The following is a 15,666-nucleotide window of genomic DNA, read 5'->3' as shown; positions in this document are numbered from 1 at the left end:
GGCAGCCGGTCGCGGCGCAGACCGGGTCCGGGCAGGTCGGGCCGGGCCACGGCGGGGGCGACGAGGACGACGACTGGTACGACGACGACTGGTACGGCGGCCACGGCTGGCACCACCATCACCATCACCCCTGCCCGAGTCCGAGTCCGAAGCCCACCCCCACCCACACGCCGTCGCCCACCCCGACGCCCACTCCCACGCCAACACTTTCGCCGACGCCCACCCCGACCCCCACGCCGACACTGACGCCCACCCCGACTCCCACGCCCACCCCGACCCACACGCCCACCCCGACTCCCACGCCGACACCGACCCCCACGCCAATACCGACGCCGACGTCGACTCCCACGCCAACACCGACTCCCACGCCGACGCCCAGCCCCACCCCGAGTCCGACTCCCACCCCGACGCCGTCGCCGACCGTGCCGTCCCCCAGCCCGACCGCGGCCCCTAGTCCGACCACGGCCCCCACCTCGGCGCCTGCGACATCCGCGCCCCCGGCGTCGCCCGCCCCCGCGCCGCCACCGGCACCCGCACCGCCACCGGCGCCCGCCCCCGCACCGGCTGTACCCGTCCCGGCCCCGGCGGCCCCCGCGCCCGCGGCCCCCGCGGCGCCGAGTGCGGCCGTGCCGAACCCGGCGGCCCCCAGCCCCGCGGCGTCGCCCAGTCCGGCACGTCCGAGCCCGCTGTGGCCGACCCCGTCGGCGCGACCGGTGTTCCACGCCCCGGCGGCGAAGGCCGCGCCGATGGCCCGGCGCCACCAGGGCCTCTCGATGACCACCACGATGGTGCTGGTCATGGTCCCCGCCGTGATCGCGGCGGCGGCTCTGCGACCGGGCCGTGGTGGCCGGGGACGCGGCGGCCGCTCGGGCCCGTCCTGACCGCCCCCTGACGGCCCGCCGCCCGACCCGGGCGGCGGGCCGGGCGGAGCCGGCCCGGACCGACCCGACCGGGGTTCGCCCCCTTGACCCTTTACTTTCCGTCACGAGCCAAGTCAGAGAAGGGAGTTGCCATGTCCGAGTGGGTGGCGTTGATCATCGCCATGGCGTCGGCCTGTGCCGTCGTGGTGGCGGTGGTGGTGCTCAGGCAGCGCCGACCGATCGAGGAGAGCAGCGACGAGACCCCGGACGTCATCGAGTACATCACGATGATGATCGGGGTGGTCTACGCGATCGTCCTCGGTCTCGCCATCGCGGGTGTCTGGGAGGCGCGCGGCGCCGCACAGGACGACCTGTTCCGCGAGGCGCAGTCGCTGCGCGAGGTGAGCGACCGCGCGGTGGTCTACCCGGTGGAGTTCCGGGACCAGGTCCGGGCCGACGTGGACGCCTACGTCTCGTACGTGGTGAACACCGAGTGGGACTACATGAAGAAGAACGGTGCGATCACCGAGAAGGGCGACCAGCTGCTCGAGAAGCTCCGGAACGACGTCGCCACCCGGCCGCCCGCCTCCGACCTGGAGGCGCAGTCCTACCAGCCGGTGATGGACCGGATCGGCCAGACCTCCGAGGCCCGCGACTCGCGCGGACAGAACGCCGGGCCGACGATGCCCGGGGTGGTCTGGCTCGGGCTGATCGGCGGTGCGGTGGTGACCGTCGGCATGCTGTTCGCGCTCCAGATCCGGCGTACGCCGAGGGAGTTGACCCTGGCGCTCTGCTTCAGCGTGCTGATCGCCTTCCTGTTGTTCATGATCTGGGACTTCGACAATCCGTTCTCCCGGAGCGTGTCGGTGACCACCCAGCCGTTCGAGGACCTCTTCCCCTCGCTCAACCTCGGCGACTGAGCGGGTCGGCGGGTCGGCGACCGCGGTGCTGCGGGCCCGCCGTGCTGCCGGTCCGCTGGCCCGCTCAGTCACCGGTCCGCCGGACCGGTCCGGGCAGATGATCCTCGGATAATCTTGCCCGGATCGTCGGGGGCCGGTCCCCGACGGAGCCAACGAGGGGACCGTCAGCAGTGTCCGAACCGACGCCGGATCTCGGCGCCCACGTCCCGCCGGCCCGCCCTGAGCGCGCCTGGTGGTGGCTGCCCGCCTCGGAGCGGATCCGGCGGAAGAAGCAGCGCCGGGCCTGGGAGGAGTACCGGGAGCGCTACCGCAAGGAGGACCACGTCAAGGCCAAGCGGCGCAAGCGCCTTCGGAACGAGGGGATCGACTGCTGCGGCGACGGCTGCTGCGAGATCGCCGACCCCTGCATGATCGCCCTGATCCCCGTGATGATGGTCTCCGGCGTCCGCTTCGCCCTCACCGGGGTGCGCGAGCGCCGGACGGCCGACCCGTCCGCCCCCGTCCCGCGCGGGTTCGCGGCCGGGGTGCTGTACGGCGCGGTGCGCTACTACCGCACCGAGGTCAGCCCCCGACGTCCGGCCTGCTGCCCGTACACGCCGTCCTGCTCGACCTACGCGGTGCAGGCGCTGCACCGGCACGGCGCGCTGCGCGGGGCGCGGCTGACGGCCGGACGGCTGCTGCGCTGCCGCCCGGGCGCGGGCGGGGCGGACCCGGTGCCGCCGCGCTGAGCCGCGGCCGGCCGTGTGGAGGGCGGAGTCACGGCTCGGCCAGGGTCACGGCCGGTCGCGGACGGCCCGCGCGGAGGTTCCGTGCGGGCCGTCGCTGGTTGCCGACCGTCCGTCAGCGAAGGCCGGCGTCCATCGAGTTGAGCATCGTGCCGGAGGCGTCGTCGTTCTCCAGGGAGAACGCGAACAGCCCGCCCAGGCCCTTGCTCTTGGCGTAGGCCCCGCGCGCCTGGACGGCCTGCGGAGTGTCACCGGTCCAGAAGTTCGTGCCGTCGTAGACCCAGCTGCTCTCGGTGACCGGGTCCCAGTGGGTCTGCGCCGCGGTCGGGTTGAGCTCCTTCCAGGCGGCCAGGCCGGCCTCCTGGCTCAGCGGCTTCTTCGCCGTCGGGCCGGTCGCGCTCTGGTACAGGCCGTAGTCGGAGCCGGCCGGGACGCCGGTCCAGCCGCGCCAGTAGAACGGGATACCCAGCACGATCTTGTTCGCCGGGAAGCCGCCGGGGATCCCGTACTCGGGCAGACCGGTGGTGTAGGCGGCGAGCGTGGTGTCCACGTTGTACTTGCGGGTGCCCGGGGTGATCGGCGTGGTCGGGTCGGCCGGGCTGTCGTGCAGCGGGTCCTGGTGGTTGGTCGGGCCCTTGGCGTCCCACGCACCGTGCATGTCGTAGGACATCACGTCGGCGAAGTCCAGGTAGGCGCCGATCTTGTCGGTCTCCAGCTGGGCGACCTTGTCCTGGCCGCTGGGCAGCGCGGCGGTCAGCAGGTAGCGCTTGCCCTGGGCGGCGCCGAGGGCGTCCAGCTGGCTGCGGAACTCCTTGAGCAGCAGGGTGAAGTTCTGCTTGTCGGCCGCGGAGTAGTGGTTGCCGGCGTGGCCGCCGGCCGAGCCCGGGTACTCCCAGTCGAGGTCGATGCCGTCGAAGAGGCCCGCCGCCGAGGCCGGACCGCCGGAGGCGTCACCGGCCACGCCGGTCGGCAGGTTCCCCTTGAGGAACATGTCGACGCAGGAGGAGACGAAGGCCTTCCGGGAGCTGTCGGTGGCCGCCGCGTCGGAGAAGTACTTGGAGTACGTCCAGCCGCCGATCGAGATGGTGAAGCGCAGGTTCGGGTACTTGGCCTTCAGCTGGCGCAGCTGGTTGAAGTTGCCCTTGAGCGGCTGCTCCCAGGTGTCGCCGGTGCCGTCCACGCTGGTGCCGGAGTTGTAGTCGGCCTGGTAGTCGGCGTAGGCGTCGCCCGCGCCGTCACCGGCGTTCGGGTTGGACTCGTTGGACGAGTCGGAGGCCTTCACCGCCTGGAAGCAGGTGAACCTGGTGGGGTCGATGTTGGCGAACGCGTAGTGGATGACGTCCAGTTTGCCCGCCGCGCCGCTGGTGTCGACGTTCTTCGCGTGGTACGCGTTCTCGTAGACGCCCCACTGGTCGAAGTACGCCGAGCGGATCGGCCGTTGCGCGGGGGCGGCCGCGGTGGTGGTGCTCACCGGCGCGGACTGGGCGGAGGCGTGGCCGCCGGAGTAGCCCTGGACGCTGAAGGTGTAGCTCCTGCCCGGCAGCAGCGAGCTGACCGCGACCGAGGTGCCCATCGAGGTGGCGACCAGCTGGCCGTTGGACCACACCTTGTAGGCGACCGGGCCGTCACCGCTGGTGAGGGTGGACGGCTGCCAGGTGAGCACCACCGCGTCGGACGTCGTCCTGGTGACCGCGAAGCCGGTCGGGGTGGTGACCTTGCCGTCCCCGGCCGGGCCGGTCGCGGTGGCCGTCGGGGTCGGGGTGGTGGTCGTGGGGGTGCCCGTCGGGCTGCCGGTGGCGGTCGGGCTGCTGGTCGCGGTCGGGCTGGCCGTGGGGCTACTGGTCGCGGTCGGGCTGGCCGTCGGGCTCGCGGTGGCCGTCGGGCTGGCGGTCGAGGTGGGGCCGGCCGGGCCGGTCAGCGTGAGGTCGTCCGCGTAGTACGTCCCGGTGCCGTACCAGCCGTGGGTGAAGACCGTGACGGAGGTCGTGGCGGCCCCCGTGGTGAAGGTGGTGCTCAGCTGGTTCCAGCCGGTCCCGCCCGGCGTCCAGGCCGAGGAGTTGACCCCGCTGCCGGTGGCGCCCAGGTAGACGTAGCTGCCCTGGACCCAGCCGGCCAGGGTGTACGTGGTGTTCGGCCGGACGGTGACGGTCTGCTGGCACTGGGCGGTGTCGGCGGCCGAGGCGGCGCCGCTGAGCGCACGGCTCCCGCCGTGCACCGGGGTGGTGACGACGGAGCCGTTGGAGCAGCTCCAGCCGGCCAGGGTGCCGGTCTCGAAGCCGCCGTTGGCCAGCAGGTCGACCGGGGCGGCCGAGGCGGAGCCGAAGGTCAGGGCGATGGCCGCGCCGCTGGTGGTCAGGGTGGCGGCCAGCGCCAGCGCGGTGGCCCTTCTGCGGTGGGCGGCCCGGCGGCCGGCGCGCTCCCCGGAGGGGTGAGCGGGCCGTGCGGGCAGGACACGGTCGTGCATGCGGTGGGTCCTCCGGATGTGTGGGGGTTCCGGCGGTGCGGTGGCCCGGGGCGGGCCGAGGGGAGCCGGCCCGGGCGCGGTGGGGGCGCGCGGGCTGGTGACGCGTGCTGACGAACGGTGCGCGGACCTGCCGGGCCGTCGACCCGGGCACGTCACGACTGAACAGATTGGACTGGACCAATATTCGCCGTCAAGGGTGTCCGCCCGCTGGACCGTTCCGGGCCGGGCCGGCGGCGGCCCGGTAGGTTGGCCGGTACGAGCAGGCCGTCGAACGGAGGAGGCGCGATGGACAGCCAGGACTGGGACGACCGCTACGCCGCGAGCGAGCTGGTGTGGGGCTCCGCGCCCAACCGGTGGGTGGTCCGCGAACTGACCGGCCACGCCCCCGGCCACGCCCTCGACCTGGCCGCCGGGGAGGGCCGCAACGCCATCTGGCTGGCCGCCCAGGGCTGGGAGGTCACCGGACTGGACTTCTCCGCCGTCGCCCTGGAACGCGCCGAACGGCTCACCGCGGAGCTGCCCGACGAGGTCGCCGACCGGCTCACCTGGCGCCACGGCGACGCCCGCGCCCTGGAGGTCGCCGCCGGCGGCTACGACCTCGTCCTGGTCGCCTACCTGCACCTGCCCGCCGCGGACCGCCGGGTGGCGCTGCGCCGGGCCGCCGACGCGCTCGCCCCCGGCGGCACCCTGCTGGTCATCGGGCACGACCTGAGCAACCTCACCGAGGGCGTCGGCGGCCCGCAGGACCCGGCCGTGCTCTTCACCCCGGACGACGTCCTGGCCGACCTCGCCGACCGCGGGCTGCGCACCGTCCGGGCCGAGCGGGTGCACCGTACGGTCGGCGGCGAGCCCGGCCACCGGCGTGACGGGGGCGGCCAGGCCGAGCAGGGCGGCCGGGTGGCGGTGGACGCGCTGGTGCGGCTGGAGCGGAGCGCCGGCTGACGGGTCCGGCGCTCCGCCCGTCCGCGGTACCTGCCGGACGGGCGGAGCCGGATCCGCCCGGCGGCGGACGACGGCTGACGTGGCGTCAACTAGCGTGTGGGCATGAGGACTCGTGCGCTCACGGCGGTCGTGGCTGCCGCCGTGCTGCTGGCCGGATGCGGCGGCTCGGACTCCGGGGCCGGCGGCCGGGAGGAGCCGGCGCCCGGCCCCACCGGTGCGCCGGCGACCACCGGCGCGCCGGCGGTCACCGAGGCCCCGGCCGGTGCCGAGCACCGCGCCGACGCCGCCCGGCTGCTCTACCACGCCGGCGGTGGCCGCAGCGCGCAGAACCCCGCCTTCGCCCCGGACGGCCGCTCGGTGCTGCTGACCGAGTTCAGCGGGGGCTACAACCAGGGCGCCGCCGCCCTCGGCGTCCTGCCACTGGACGGCGGCGCCCCGCGCACGGTGCTGGAGGACCCCGACCGGACGGCCGTCAACCTCCCCGGCTCCAGCTGGAACGCCGCCGCCGACGCCTTCGTCTTCGCCACCGACCGGGAGTCCGGGCACGACGAGGTCTGGCTGATGAGGCCGGGCGGCGTCCCGGAGCGGGTGACCAGCCACGCCGACGGCAGCGGCTACAGCGAGCCGAGCTTCTCCCCGGACGGCGAGTGGATCGTCTTCCAGCGGAGCAGGGAGCCGGAGCACGCCGCCGCGCGGGGCGACACGGCCGAGCAGGACTCGCTCTGGAAGGTCCGCCGCGGTGGCGGCGCGCCCGTGCTGCTGGTGGACGGCCGGGGCACCGGCAGTGACAACCGGCAGCCGAACTGGTCCCCGACGGGCGACCGGATCGTCTTCCAGCGGCGGAGCGCCGGCGGCGAGGACTGGTCGCTGTGGACGGTGGACGCGGACGGCGGCGGGCTGCGCCGGGTCGTCGACTCACCGGGCGAGCACACCGACCCCAGCTGGTCCCCGGACGGCCGCTACCTGGTGTTCTCCTCCACCCTGGGCGACCTGCCGAACGCCCAGGTCTTCGTGGTGGACGCCGCCGGCGGCACTCCCGTCCGGGTGACCCGGGACGACACCGCCTACGACGGCGCGCCGAGCTGGTCCCCGGATGGGCGGTGGATCGCCTTCGAGTCCGCCCCGGGCGGCGAGGCCGGGCCCGCCGCCCTCTGGCTCATCCGGGCCCCGAGCACCCGTTAGCCGACGGTGATCGTCACCACCGAGTACTGCGCGACGGTCAGCGGCACGCTGACCGTCCCGGCGGTGACGGTGTACGGGACGGCCTTGGGCGCCGGGTCGGTGCCGTCCGGGCTGGCGACGGTGACGGCGGTGACGCCCGCGCTGGCCGGGAGCGCGTAGGAGAGCGTGCAGTTGGCGGGTGTGCTGCGGAACGCCGCCGGGGCGTCACCGAAGTTGGTGAAGTTCACCAGGTGGACGACGGTGTCGGCGCCGAGCCGCCGGGCGTCCAGGAAGATCCGGCGGTCCCCGGCCAGGGTGACCGCGGGCGGGGCGGACTGCCGGACGGCGGTGAGCAGTTGGTCCGCCGAGGCCTGGTCGGTCCTGGCGAGGTAGCTCAGCCCGGGCAGCCCCTTGACGTACCAGCAGCTGCCGCTGCCGTAGGAGTTCTGCCTGCTGGCGGGCAGCGGGTCGGCCCTGCGCAGGCCGAGCACGTCGGAGAGCGCGAACTCGGCCCGCCGGCCGCCCAGTTCGTCCAGCGCGGTGGGTGCCGGGCCGGTGATCACGATCGTCCCGCCGGCCGAGACGAAGCCGCGCAGCAGCGCCGCCTCCGCGTCCGAGACCGCCTGCAGGTTGGGCAGCAGGAGGACCTTGAAGCGGGCCAGGTCCTCGGCGGTCAGGCCGGGACTGGGCACGGTGTCGAACGGGACGTGGGCGTAGACCAGTGCTTTGACGGTGCCCCGGAACTCGCCGAGCCAGGGGATCGAGGCGCAGCTCATCTCCGGGTCGTCGCCGCCCCACCAGTCGGTGATCCCGGCCGGCGCCGTGGCGTTGACGTACATCCCGTTGCCCTCGCCCGGGGCCACGTAGTCCCGGGACGGCGCCGAGTGGTAGACGCCGACCTGCGCGATCGGGGCCGGGTCGTAGAGCTTCGCCTGGTTGGTGCGCACGAAGCGGTACATCCGGGTGCGCATCGCGGCGTCGACGGTGTCGTTCTTGAACGGGGTCTTCACCTCGTACGGGTTGCAGCCGGCCGCGATCAGCTGGGACATCACCAGCGAGGCGTCGTCGGCCTGCCAGCCGTAGGAGAAGGCCCAGGCCGGCTTGGTGCCGCTGGCGGCGCGGGCGTACTTGTACATGGAGATCAGGCAGACCCAGTCGGAGGCGGTGGCGTGCCGCATGCCGTCGTAGTTGCCGAGGATGTCCACCTCCCAGACCTGGCTGACGGCGCCGGGGGCCTGGCGCAGGTAGCCGCCGTCCAGGCCGATCGAGGTGGCGTAGCGGTAGTCCATCGAGACGGTCTCGACGAAGGTGACCAGGTCGGGGTTGACCGAGCGGCCCGCTTCGGCGATGTCCAGCTGGAACCGGAGCAGGTTGCGGTGGCGCCACTCCACGTAGCGGCGGAAGACCGGGTCGGCGAAGTCCGCGGCCTTGGGCAGGGCCAGGCCGGTGTCGGCCTTGAACGCGGCCGCGCCCCAGGTGGAGGCGTCGCACCAGGAGAGCACGCCGTCGAAGTAGATCGGGACGTCCGGCCAGATGCCGTCCACGCCGGTCGCGGCCACGCCCTTGATCCGCTTGAGGTAGTAGTCCCGCCAGGGAGAGTTGGGGCTGAGCCAGACGCTCTCGTCGCCCGGGTCGACCCAGACCACCACGCTGCCGTAGAACACGTTGGGCTTCCCGGCGAGGTCGCGCTGGACCCAGTTCCCGCCCTGGTCGTTCTTGTAGAAGGAACGGCCCTTCTCGCCGCCGGGGGAGATCAGCTCCAGGGACGGGTAGTACATGACGACCTTGAGGCCGGCGGCGTGGGCCAGGCCGGTGAACGTCTTCACCTCGGCCATGTGGGCGGCGAACTGGGCGTCGGTGAGCCAGTCGGAGAGCAGGGTGTCCAGCTCGATGACGCTCACCTCCTGCGCCTTGAGGGCGTCGATGTAGCCCTGCATGTCGGCGGGCTCGTTGAAGGTGCCGTCGGCGATGCGGGCGTAGCGGGCCCAGTCCGGCCAGACCTGCGCGGTGGTGGCGGTGCCGGTGCGCGGGCCGGCGTTCCGCGTGGCCGGCCGGCTGCCGTCGTACTGCGCGGTGCCGTGGTCGGTGTCCGGCGCCGCGGCGGCCCGGGCGGTGCCGCCGGGCAGCAGCCGTACGGTGGCCAGGGCGCCGCCCGCGCCGAGGCCGGCCCGGAGCAGCCGGCGGCGGCCGAGGCGGGATCCCCCGGGTCGTTGCGGTGTTGCGTGCCGTTCGGTTCCTTCGTGCTGCTCGGGCATGGTTTTCCCCCCAGCGTGAGCGGGCCGGCGCGGGTCGGCGTGGCCCGGGAACGGTCGTGAGCACTGCGAGTCGTGAGCACGGCGAGTGGTGAATGCCGCGGGTCGTGAGCACGTCGGGTCGTGAGCGCCGCGACGGGTGCGCGGGCGGCGCGTCGGCTCCGCCGGGCGCCGTCCCGGGGCCGACCCTAGACTGTGCGCTGCCCCGGTCGTCCGGTCGCGGTCCACGGCTACGCCAGACGTCGGACCGCTGGTTCCCTCAGTGTGCGGACCGTTGTCGGGGTGAGGGTCGGGGGAGATCGGGGTACAGGTGCTCCCAGGACGCCGTCGATGATCATAAATTCTCTACAGTGCTGTAGATTCGCGGCACGGGCGGTGGCAGAACGAGGAGGACGCGATGAGCGTTTCGCTGGCCAAGGGACAGAAGATCAGCCTGGAGAAGCCGGGAGGTGGGCAGCTGAGCCTGGTCCGGATGGGCCTCGGCTGGAAGGCCGTGGAGCGCAAGGGCTTCATGGCCAAGCTGCTCGCGGCCGGCCGGGAGATCGACCTGGACGCGTCGGCGGTGCTGTTCGCCCAGGGGCGGCCGGTGGACGTGGTCTTCTTCCAGCACCTCAACAGCGACGACGGTTCCGTCCGGCACAGTGGGGACAACCTCGTCGGGGGCTCGGGCGACGCGAGCGACGACGAGTCGATCACGGTCGACCTGACCAGCGTCGCGGCCGAGGTCGACCAGATCCTCTTCACCGTCAACTCCTTCACCGGGCAGACCTTCCAGGAGGTCGAGGCGGCCTTCTGCCGGCTCGTGGACGAGACCACCGGCGTCGAGCTGGCGCGCTACACGCTCACCGGCGGCGGCCCGTACACCGCCCAGATCATGGCCAAGGTGCAGCGCACGGCGACCGGTTGGCAGATGGCCGCGATCGGCCAGCCGGCCAGTGGGCGGACCTTCCAGGACCTGATGCCGGAGCTGGTCAAGCACCTCTGAGTCCCCGTCCGGGCCTTCGTCCGGCCTTCCCTCCGAGGCGCCGCCGAGGCGCTTCGGAGGGTTCCGGTGTCCGGTGTCCGGTGCGCGGTGCCCGGCGAACCGGCGTCAGTCGATGTCGCGGCGCCGGAACCCGGCCAGGGCCAGGGCGAGCAGGGCGGCCGCGACCAGGGTGAGCACCACGAGCGGCGTCCAGTCCATCGCGGCCGCCGGGAGCCGGGGCACCCGGCCGTACGGGGAGAGCCGCTCCAGGCCCGCGGGGAGGTCGAGCAGCGGGCCCAGGTAGCCGATCACGAAGGCGTACGCGGGCACCAGCCAGGTCAGCGGCGCCGCCCGGGGCAGCCAGCCGTACACCGCGGCGGCGAAACCCACCGTCACCCACTGGGCGGGCGCGAAGGCCAGCGCCGCGCCGGTCAGACGGAGGAACGCGCCCCCGTCGCCGCTGGACAGCGCACCGGCCAGGCCGAAGCCCGCACCCGCCGCGAGCAGCACGGCGGTGGATCCCAGCAGCGCCGCCGCCAGGTGCCCGCCCAGCCAGGCGGACCGCGACACGCCGGTGGCCAGTACCGGCACCGCCCGTCCGGCGCTCTCCTCGGCGCGCGGGCGCAGCGTGGCCAGCACCGCGTGGACGCCGCCGACCACCGCGACCACCAGCATGGTCAGCGCGGCGTAGGAGTCGGCGAGGGTGTGCCCGCCGAGCCGGTCCAGCGCCTCCCGGATCCGGTCGACGTCCTTGAGCATCGAGTCGGCGCTGCCGAGCAGTGAGCCGTACATCGCGCCGACCAGCAGCAGGGCGGCCGCGAAACCGCCGAGCAGGCCGCGGTGCAGGCGCAGCGCGAGGCCGAACGGGGTGCCCAGGGCCGGGCCGCCGGTGGCCGGGCCGGGGCGGGCGGCGCGCAGGCCGGCGCCGTGGTCCCGGCGGCTGCTGAGCGCGAACCCGGCGGCGCCGGTCGCGGCGGTCAGGACGAGCGCGGGCAGCAGCGGCCACCAGCGGTCGTCCACGAAGGGGTAGCCGCGCTGCAGCCAGCCGATCGGCGAGGCCCAGGAGAGGGCGCCGGAGCCGGCGTCCCCGGCGGCGCGCAGCGCGTAGGCGGCGCCGAGCACGGCGAGGGCCAGTCCGGAGGCGATCCGGGTGTGCGCGCTGAGCTGGACGGTGACGGCGGCCACCGCGGCGAACAGCAGCCCGGCGAGAGCGGCCGAGGCCCCGTACAGCGCCGATCCGGCGGCGCTGAGGCCGGGGATGCCGAGTGCGGGCAGGCCGGCGGCGAGGAGCAGGCCGAGTGCGAGGTCGGTGACGGCGGCGGTGGCCAGGGCGGCGGCGAGCGGGGCGTGCCGGCCGACGGCGGCGGACCGGAGCAGTTCGGCGCGTCCGCTCTCCTCCTCGCCCCGGGTGTGCCGGGTGACGGTCAGGACGCTCAGCAGCGCGGTCAGTACGGCCAGCAGGCCGAGCAGCCGGTGGCCGAGCATGGCGCCCCAGGTGTAGTCGGCCAGGTAGTGGGCCGGGCCGCTCATGGCGAGCAGCGCCGGGTTGTCCGAGCCGTGGGCGATCGAGGCGCGGTCGGCGGCGGTCGGGTAGACGGTGTGGACGCTGTCGGCGGTGGCCAGGGTGACCAGCCAGAGGCCGAGCACCCAGGCGGACAGCCGGAGGCGGTCGCGGCGCAGGGCGAAGCGGAGCAGTACGGCGGTGCCGGCCAGGGTGGTGCGGGCCGCCGGGCGGCGGGGTGCGGTGGCGCGGCCGGCGGCCGGCTCGGCGGTGGTGGCGGTCATCGCGCGGCCTCGTCCTCGACGCGGTGCCCGTCGGCGGCCGACCCGCCGCCGTAGTGGCGCAGCATGAGCTCCTCCAGGGTGGGCGGGTGGCTGATCAGGCCGCGCAGTCCGGCCGCGCTCAGCGCACGCACGGCGGCGTCGAGTTGGGCGCCGTCCACGGCGAACCGGACCAGGTCGCCCTCGGTGCGCAGGCCGTGCACGCCGGGCAGCGCGTCCAGTCCGGCGACCGGGCGCAGGGTCCGGGCCTCGACGGTGGTGCGGGTGAGGTGGCGCAGCTCGCCGAGGGTGCCGCTCTGCACGACCCGGCCGTGCCGGAGGATGCTGACGCGGTCGCCCAGCTTCTCCACCTCGTCCAGGATGTGGCTGGAGAGCAGGACGGTGCGGCCCTCGTGCTTGGCCCGGCGCACGACGTCCTGGAAGACCACCTCCATCAGCGGGTCGAGGCCGGAGGTCGGCTCGTCGAGGAGCAGCAGCTCGGCGTCGGAGGCGAGCGCGGCGATGATGGCGACCTTCTGCCGGTTGCCCTTGGAGTAGCTGCGGCCCTTCTTGGTCGGGTCGAGGTCGAAGCGCTCGATCAGCTCGTCCCGGCGGCGGCGGTCGAGCCGGCCGCGCAGCCGGGAGAGCAGGTCGATGGCCTCGCCGCCGGTGAGGTTGGGCCAGAGTTCGACGTCGCCGGGCACGTAGGCGAGGCGGCGGTGCAGCTCGACGGCGTCGCGCCACGGGTCCTTGCCGAGCATCCGGGCGCTGCCGCCGTCGGCGCGCAGCAGGCCGAGCAGGATGCGGATGGTCGTGGACTTCCCGGCCCCGTTGGGCCCGAGGAAGCCGTGGACCTCGCCGGTCTCGACGGTGAGGTCGAGGCCGTCCAGTGCGGTGGTCCGGCCGAAGTTCTTGCGCAGGCCGGACAGGGTGATGGCCGTGGTCATGGTTTTGAAGCTATCGTAGTTTCAGAAAAACGTGAAGGTTGCGAAGGCGTTAAAGTTCGGGAGCAGGGACGAGTGATCACCGGAAAGAGGTGCAGGGTGGTGCAGGGGACGGAGGCGGCGGAGGGTCCGGAGCGGGAGCGCGGGGACAAGGCGGTGTCGGACTTCGTCGAGCGCTTCGCGGCGGAGCTGGTGGTCGCGGGCATGGGACGGATGCCGTCCCGGATCTTCTCCTGCCTGATGGCGGAGGAGAGCGGGGTGCTCACCTCCGCCGAGCTCTCCGAGCGCCTGCGGATCAGCCCGGCCGCGGTCTCCGGTGCGATGCGCTACCTGACCCAGGTCGGTCTGGTCGCCAAGGAGCGCGAGCCCGGCTCCCGGCGGGACCGCTACCGGGTGCTCAACGACGTCTGGTTCGAGTCGCTGACCCGGCGGGACGAGATCATGCTGCGCTGGATCCGGGTGCTGCGCGACGGCGAGGCCACCGTCGGCGCCGGGACGGTGGCGGGGGAGCGGCTGGCGGAGAGCGCCGACTTCTTCGAGTTCATGATCGACGAGCTGCACGGGATGCTGGGCCGCTGGCGCGAGCACCGCGCGGCCCAGGCGCGGTAGCGGCCCGCGGGCGGCGCGGAGGGAACGCGCGCGTCGTCGACGCCTCCGGGCGGTCGGGCCGGACGGCGCCGCGAGTCGTGAACAGCGGTGGGGCGCGGCCCCCGGAGCGGGAACCGCGCCCCCGGGCTCACTTCGTCGGGGCGGCCGACGGCGAGAACGCGGCGCTGGGCGTGCTCCCGGGCGCGCCGCTCGGGGTGGTGGCGGCGGTCGGGGTGGCGCCGGCCGTCGGGGTGGGGCAGCCCGGGAGCGGCGTCGCCGTCGGGGTGCCGGTGGGCGTGGCGGCCGGGGACGGGGTTCCCGTCGGGGTGGGCGTGCCGGTGGGCGTGGCCGTCGGGTCAGGGCAGGCGGTGGGCGTTCCGGTCGGGGTGCCCGTCGGCGTGCCGGTGGGCGTACCGGTCGGGGTCGCCGTCGGGGAGGTGCCGCCGCTGGGAGTGGTCGTCGGCGTCGCGGACGGCGAGGTCGAACCGCCGGGCGTGGGCGTGGCGGTGGCGCTCGGGCTCGTCGTCGGCCGGGCGCTCGGCGACTGGTCCGGAGCCGGGGTGACCGGGGTGGTCGGCTGCGGCTCCGTGGTGGGCGTGCCGCCGGCGCCCGCTCCCGAGCCGCCGGCCGACGGGCCGGGGAGGTACGGCGTGCTCGGTGAGGTGGGCGGAACCGGGGAGCCGGGACGGTTGGGGACGGTCGTCACCGTGCCGCTGCCGAAGTGCGCCATCCAGTTGCGCACCGTCCGCAGGTACTCGCCCGAGTTGTTGTAGCTGAGCACCGCCCGGTCGAGCTGGGCCGGGTCGGCGAGGTCGCGGCCGCCCGCGCACAGGTAGCGGCCGGCGCTCTCGGTGGCGTCGAAGACGTTGTTCGGGTCGGCCTTGCCGTCACCGTTGGCGTCCACGCCCCAGGAGGCCCAGGTGGACGGGATGAACTGCATCGGCCCGACGGCGCGGTCCCAGCGGGCGTCGCCGTCGTAGCGGCCGCCGTCGGTGTCGGATATCGCGGCGAAGCCGTTGCCGTCCAGGGCCGGGCCGAGGATCGGGGTGAGGGTCGTGCCCGCCGTGTCCACCCGGCCGCCGTTGGCCTGGCCGGACTCGACCTGGCCGATCGCGGCGAGCAGCTGCCAGGGCAGGTGGCAGCCAGGCGAGCGCTGCGCCAGCGCGGCCTCCGCCTGCCGGTAGGCGGCGAGCACGGTGGCGGGCAGCGCGGGCCCGGTGGCCGCGAACGGGCCGGCCGGGGGCAGGCCGGGCAGCGCGCCGGGCGGCTGAGGGAGGTGGACGGTGCCGCCGCCGTCGGCCGGGACGCCGGTGCCGAAGGTGCCGGGGAGGTCGGTCGAGGGGCCGCCGGTGGGCAGGGCGCGACCGGCGCCCTGGCCCGCGGCGCCGTTCGTCGGGCCGGCGTCGGCGGCCGCGACCGGGGCGAGCCCGATGCCCGTCACCTGAGAGCCGGTCAGCGCGGCCAGCGCGGCGAAGGCCGCCGCGGTGCCCGTGAGCCGCTTGCCGATCCGGAGCCTGCGCCCGCCCCCGGCCTTGCCGGTCCGCGCCGTCATCCGCTACCCCTCCCCGTCGCCGCCCGGACCCTCCCGGAACGGTTGAGCTGCCGTCATCGTGCCCGCCCCACCGAGGGCTGGGCCCACCACCGGACGATTAGTATCACGACGATCTGACAGGGACAGGGTGACCGGGAGGTGGACCGGAGCCCGCCGAGGGGTTGAATCGGCACTTCGGCGGGGGTGCGGCCGGAGTCCGCGGAGTTCCGGGACCTCGGCCGCCTGCCGCTTCGTCGGCCGTGCCCCGCCGCAACTCCCTTCCCGGTACGGAAAGTTGACCGAGAGATCAACTGCGGTGGGACGGGCGCTCCCCGGCGCCGGACCGGCGGTTCGGAGCGCGGGGGTGGTGCGTGCGCGGTGTTCCGGGCCCCCGGCGCCGCCCGTGACCGACCCTCCTGACCTGCCGGAACACCGGGTGCCCGGCCGGCGCCCTCTACCAGGACGGGCGCCCGGACGCCAGGGGGTGGCCCCGAGTCCGCCCTGGACGGGTGACGTTCTGGTGAAAATGGGCATGCCAGGAAACACCGCCCGGC

General features: G+C 74.7%; 12 protein-coding genes. 6 read left to right on the top strand and 6 right to left on the bottom strand.

From position 1 onward, the window contains the following. Positions 1-124: 124 nt before the first annotated feature. Positions 125-799, bottom strand: a complete 675-nt coding sequence (locus ACIQI7_RS02775) for a hypothetical protein (RefSeq protein WP_401104252.1) — start codon at positions 797-799, stop codon at positions 125-127. 213 nt (positions 800-1,012) lie between these two features. Here ACIQI7_RS02775 and ACIQI7_RS02770 point away from each other — a divergent pair, with 213 nt between their 5' ends. Next, positions 1,013-1,780 (top strand): hypothetical protein, encoded by a 768-nt coding sequence (locus ACIQI7_RS02770; RefSeq protein ID WP_387753595.1) that lies wholly within the window; start codon positions 1,013-1,015, stop codon positions 1,778-1,780. A 170-nt stretch (positions 1,781-1,950) separates the two neighbouring features. Further along, positions 1,951-2,508 carry a membrane protein insertion efficiency factor YidD gene (gene yidD, locus ACIQI7_RS02765; RefSeq protein ID WP_401104250.1) on the top strand — a complete coding sequence of 186 codons (558 nt, stop codon included), beginning with the start codon at positions 1,951-1,953 and terminating at the stop codon, positions 2,506-2,508. Positions 2,509-2,620: 112 nt separating this feature from the next. Here yidD and ACIQI7_RS02760 read toward each other — a convergent pair whose 3' ends face one another. Beyond that, positions 2,621-4,969 (bottom strand): glycosyl hydrolase family 18 protein, encoded by a 2,349-nt coding sequence (locus ACIQI7_RS02760; protein WP_401104247.1) that lies wholly within the window; start codon positions 4,967-4,969, stop codon positions 2,621-2,623. A 285-nt stretch (positions 4,970-5,254) separates the two neighbouring features. Here ACIQI7_RS02760 and ACIQI7_RS02755 point away from each other — a divergent pair, with 285 nt between their 5' ends. Together ACIQI7_RS02755 and ACIQI7_RS02750 are read left to right on the top strand one after the other, a co-directional pair. Next, a complete protein-coding gene (locus tag ACIQI7_RS02755) occupies positions 5,255-5,911 on the top strand; it encodes a class I SAM-dependent methyltransferase (RefSeq protein ID WP_401104244.1) in 657 nt (218 codons plus the stop codon). A gap of 102 nt (positions 5,912-6,013) precedes the next feature. Further along, positions 6,014-7,093: a TolB family protein gene (locus ACIQI7_RS02750; protein WP_401104242.1), complete on the top strand. Its 1,080-nt coding sequence runs from the start codon at positions 6,014-6,016 to the stop codon at positions 7,091-7,093. Here ACIQI7_RS02750 and ACIQI7_RS02745 read toward each other — a convergent pair. Next, complete coding sequence (locus ACIQI7_RS02745; protein WP_401104241.1) at positions 7,090-9,327, bottom strand: hypothetical protein; 2,238 nt, start codon at positions 9,325-9,327, stop codon at positions 7,090-7,092. The two genes, ACIQI7_RS02750 and ACIQI7_RS02745, sit on opposite strands and share 4 nt — an antisense overlap. 394 nt (positions 9,328-9,721) lie before the next feature. Between ACIQI7_RS02745 and ACIQI7_RS02740 the strand changes: the two genes are divergently transcribed. Beyond that, positions 9,722-10,309 (top strand): TerD family protein, encoded by a 588-nt coding sequence (locus ACIQI7_RS02740; RefSeq protein WP_401104238.1) that lies wholly within the window; start codon positions 9,722-9,724, stop codon positions 10,307-10,309. A 105-nt stretch (positions 10,310-10,414) separates the two neighbouring features. Here ACIQI7_RS02740 and ACIQI7_RS02735 read toward each other — a convergent pair whose 3' ends face one another. Continuing rightward, entirely contained in the window at positions 10,415-12,073 is a 1,659-nt protein-coding gene (locus tag ACIQI7_RS02735) for an ABC transporter permease (RefSeq protein WP_401104235.1), read from the bottom strand. After that, positions 12,070-12,996, bottom strand: a complete 927-nt coding sequence (locus ACIQI7_RS02730; RefSeq protein ID WP_401104233.1) for an ABC transporter ATP-binding protein — start codon at positions 12,994-12,996, stop codon at positions 12,070-12,072. Before ACIQI7_RS02730 ends, ACIQI7_RS02735 begins: the two co-directional genes overlap by 4 nt. A 96-nt stretch (positions 12,997-13,092) precedes the next feature. On the opposite strand from ACIQI7_RS02730, the gene ACIQI7_RS02725 reads away from it, so the two are divergent. Next, entirely contained in the window at positions 13,093-13,602 is a 510-nt protein-coding gene (locus ACIQI7_RS02725; protein ID WP_401104230.1) for a GbsR/MarR family transcriptional regulator, read from the top strand. Positions 13,603-13,729: 127 nt separating this feature from the next. On the opposite strand, the gene ACIQI7_RS02720 is transcribed toward ACIQI7_RS02725, so the two are convergent. Further along, positions 13,730-15,133, bottom strand: a complete 1,404-nt coding sequence (locus ACIQI7_RS02720; protein WP_401104227.1) for a lytic transglycosylase domain-containing protein — start codon at positions 15,131-15,133, stop codon at positions 13,730-13,732. Positions 15,134-15,666: the final 533 nt, after the last annotated feature.

This window comes from Kitasatospora sp. NPDC092039, from assembly GCF_044756065.1.
Lineage (GTDB): Bacteria > Actinomycetota > Actinomycetes > Streptomycetales > Streptomycetaceae > Kitasatospora.
The sequence above is the reverse complement of the archived record's forward strand: the minus strand, read 5'-3'. Positions and strand labels throughout refer to the sequence as shown.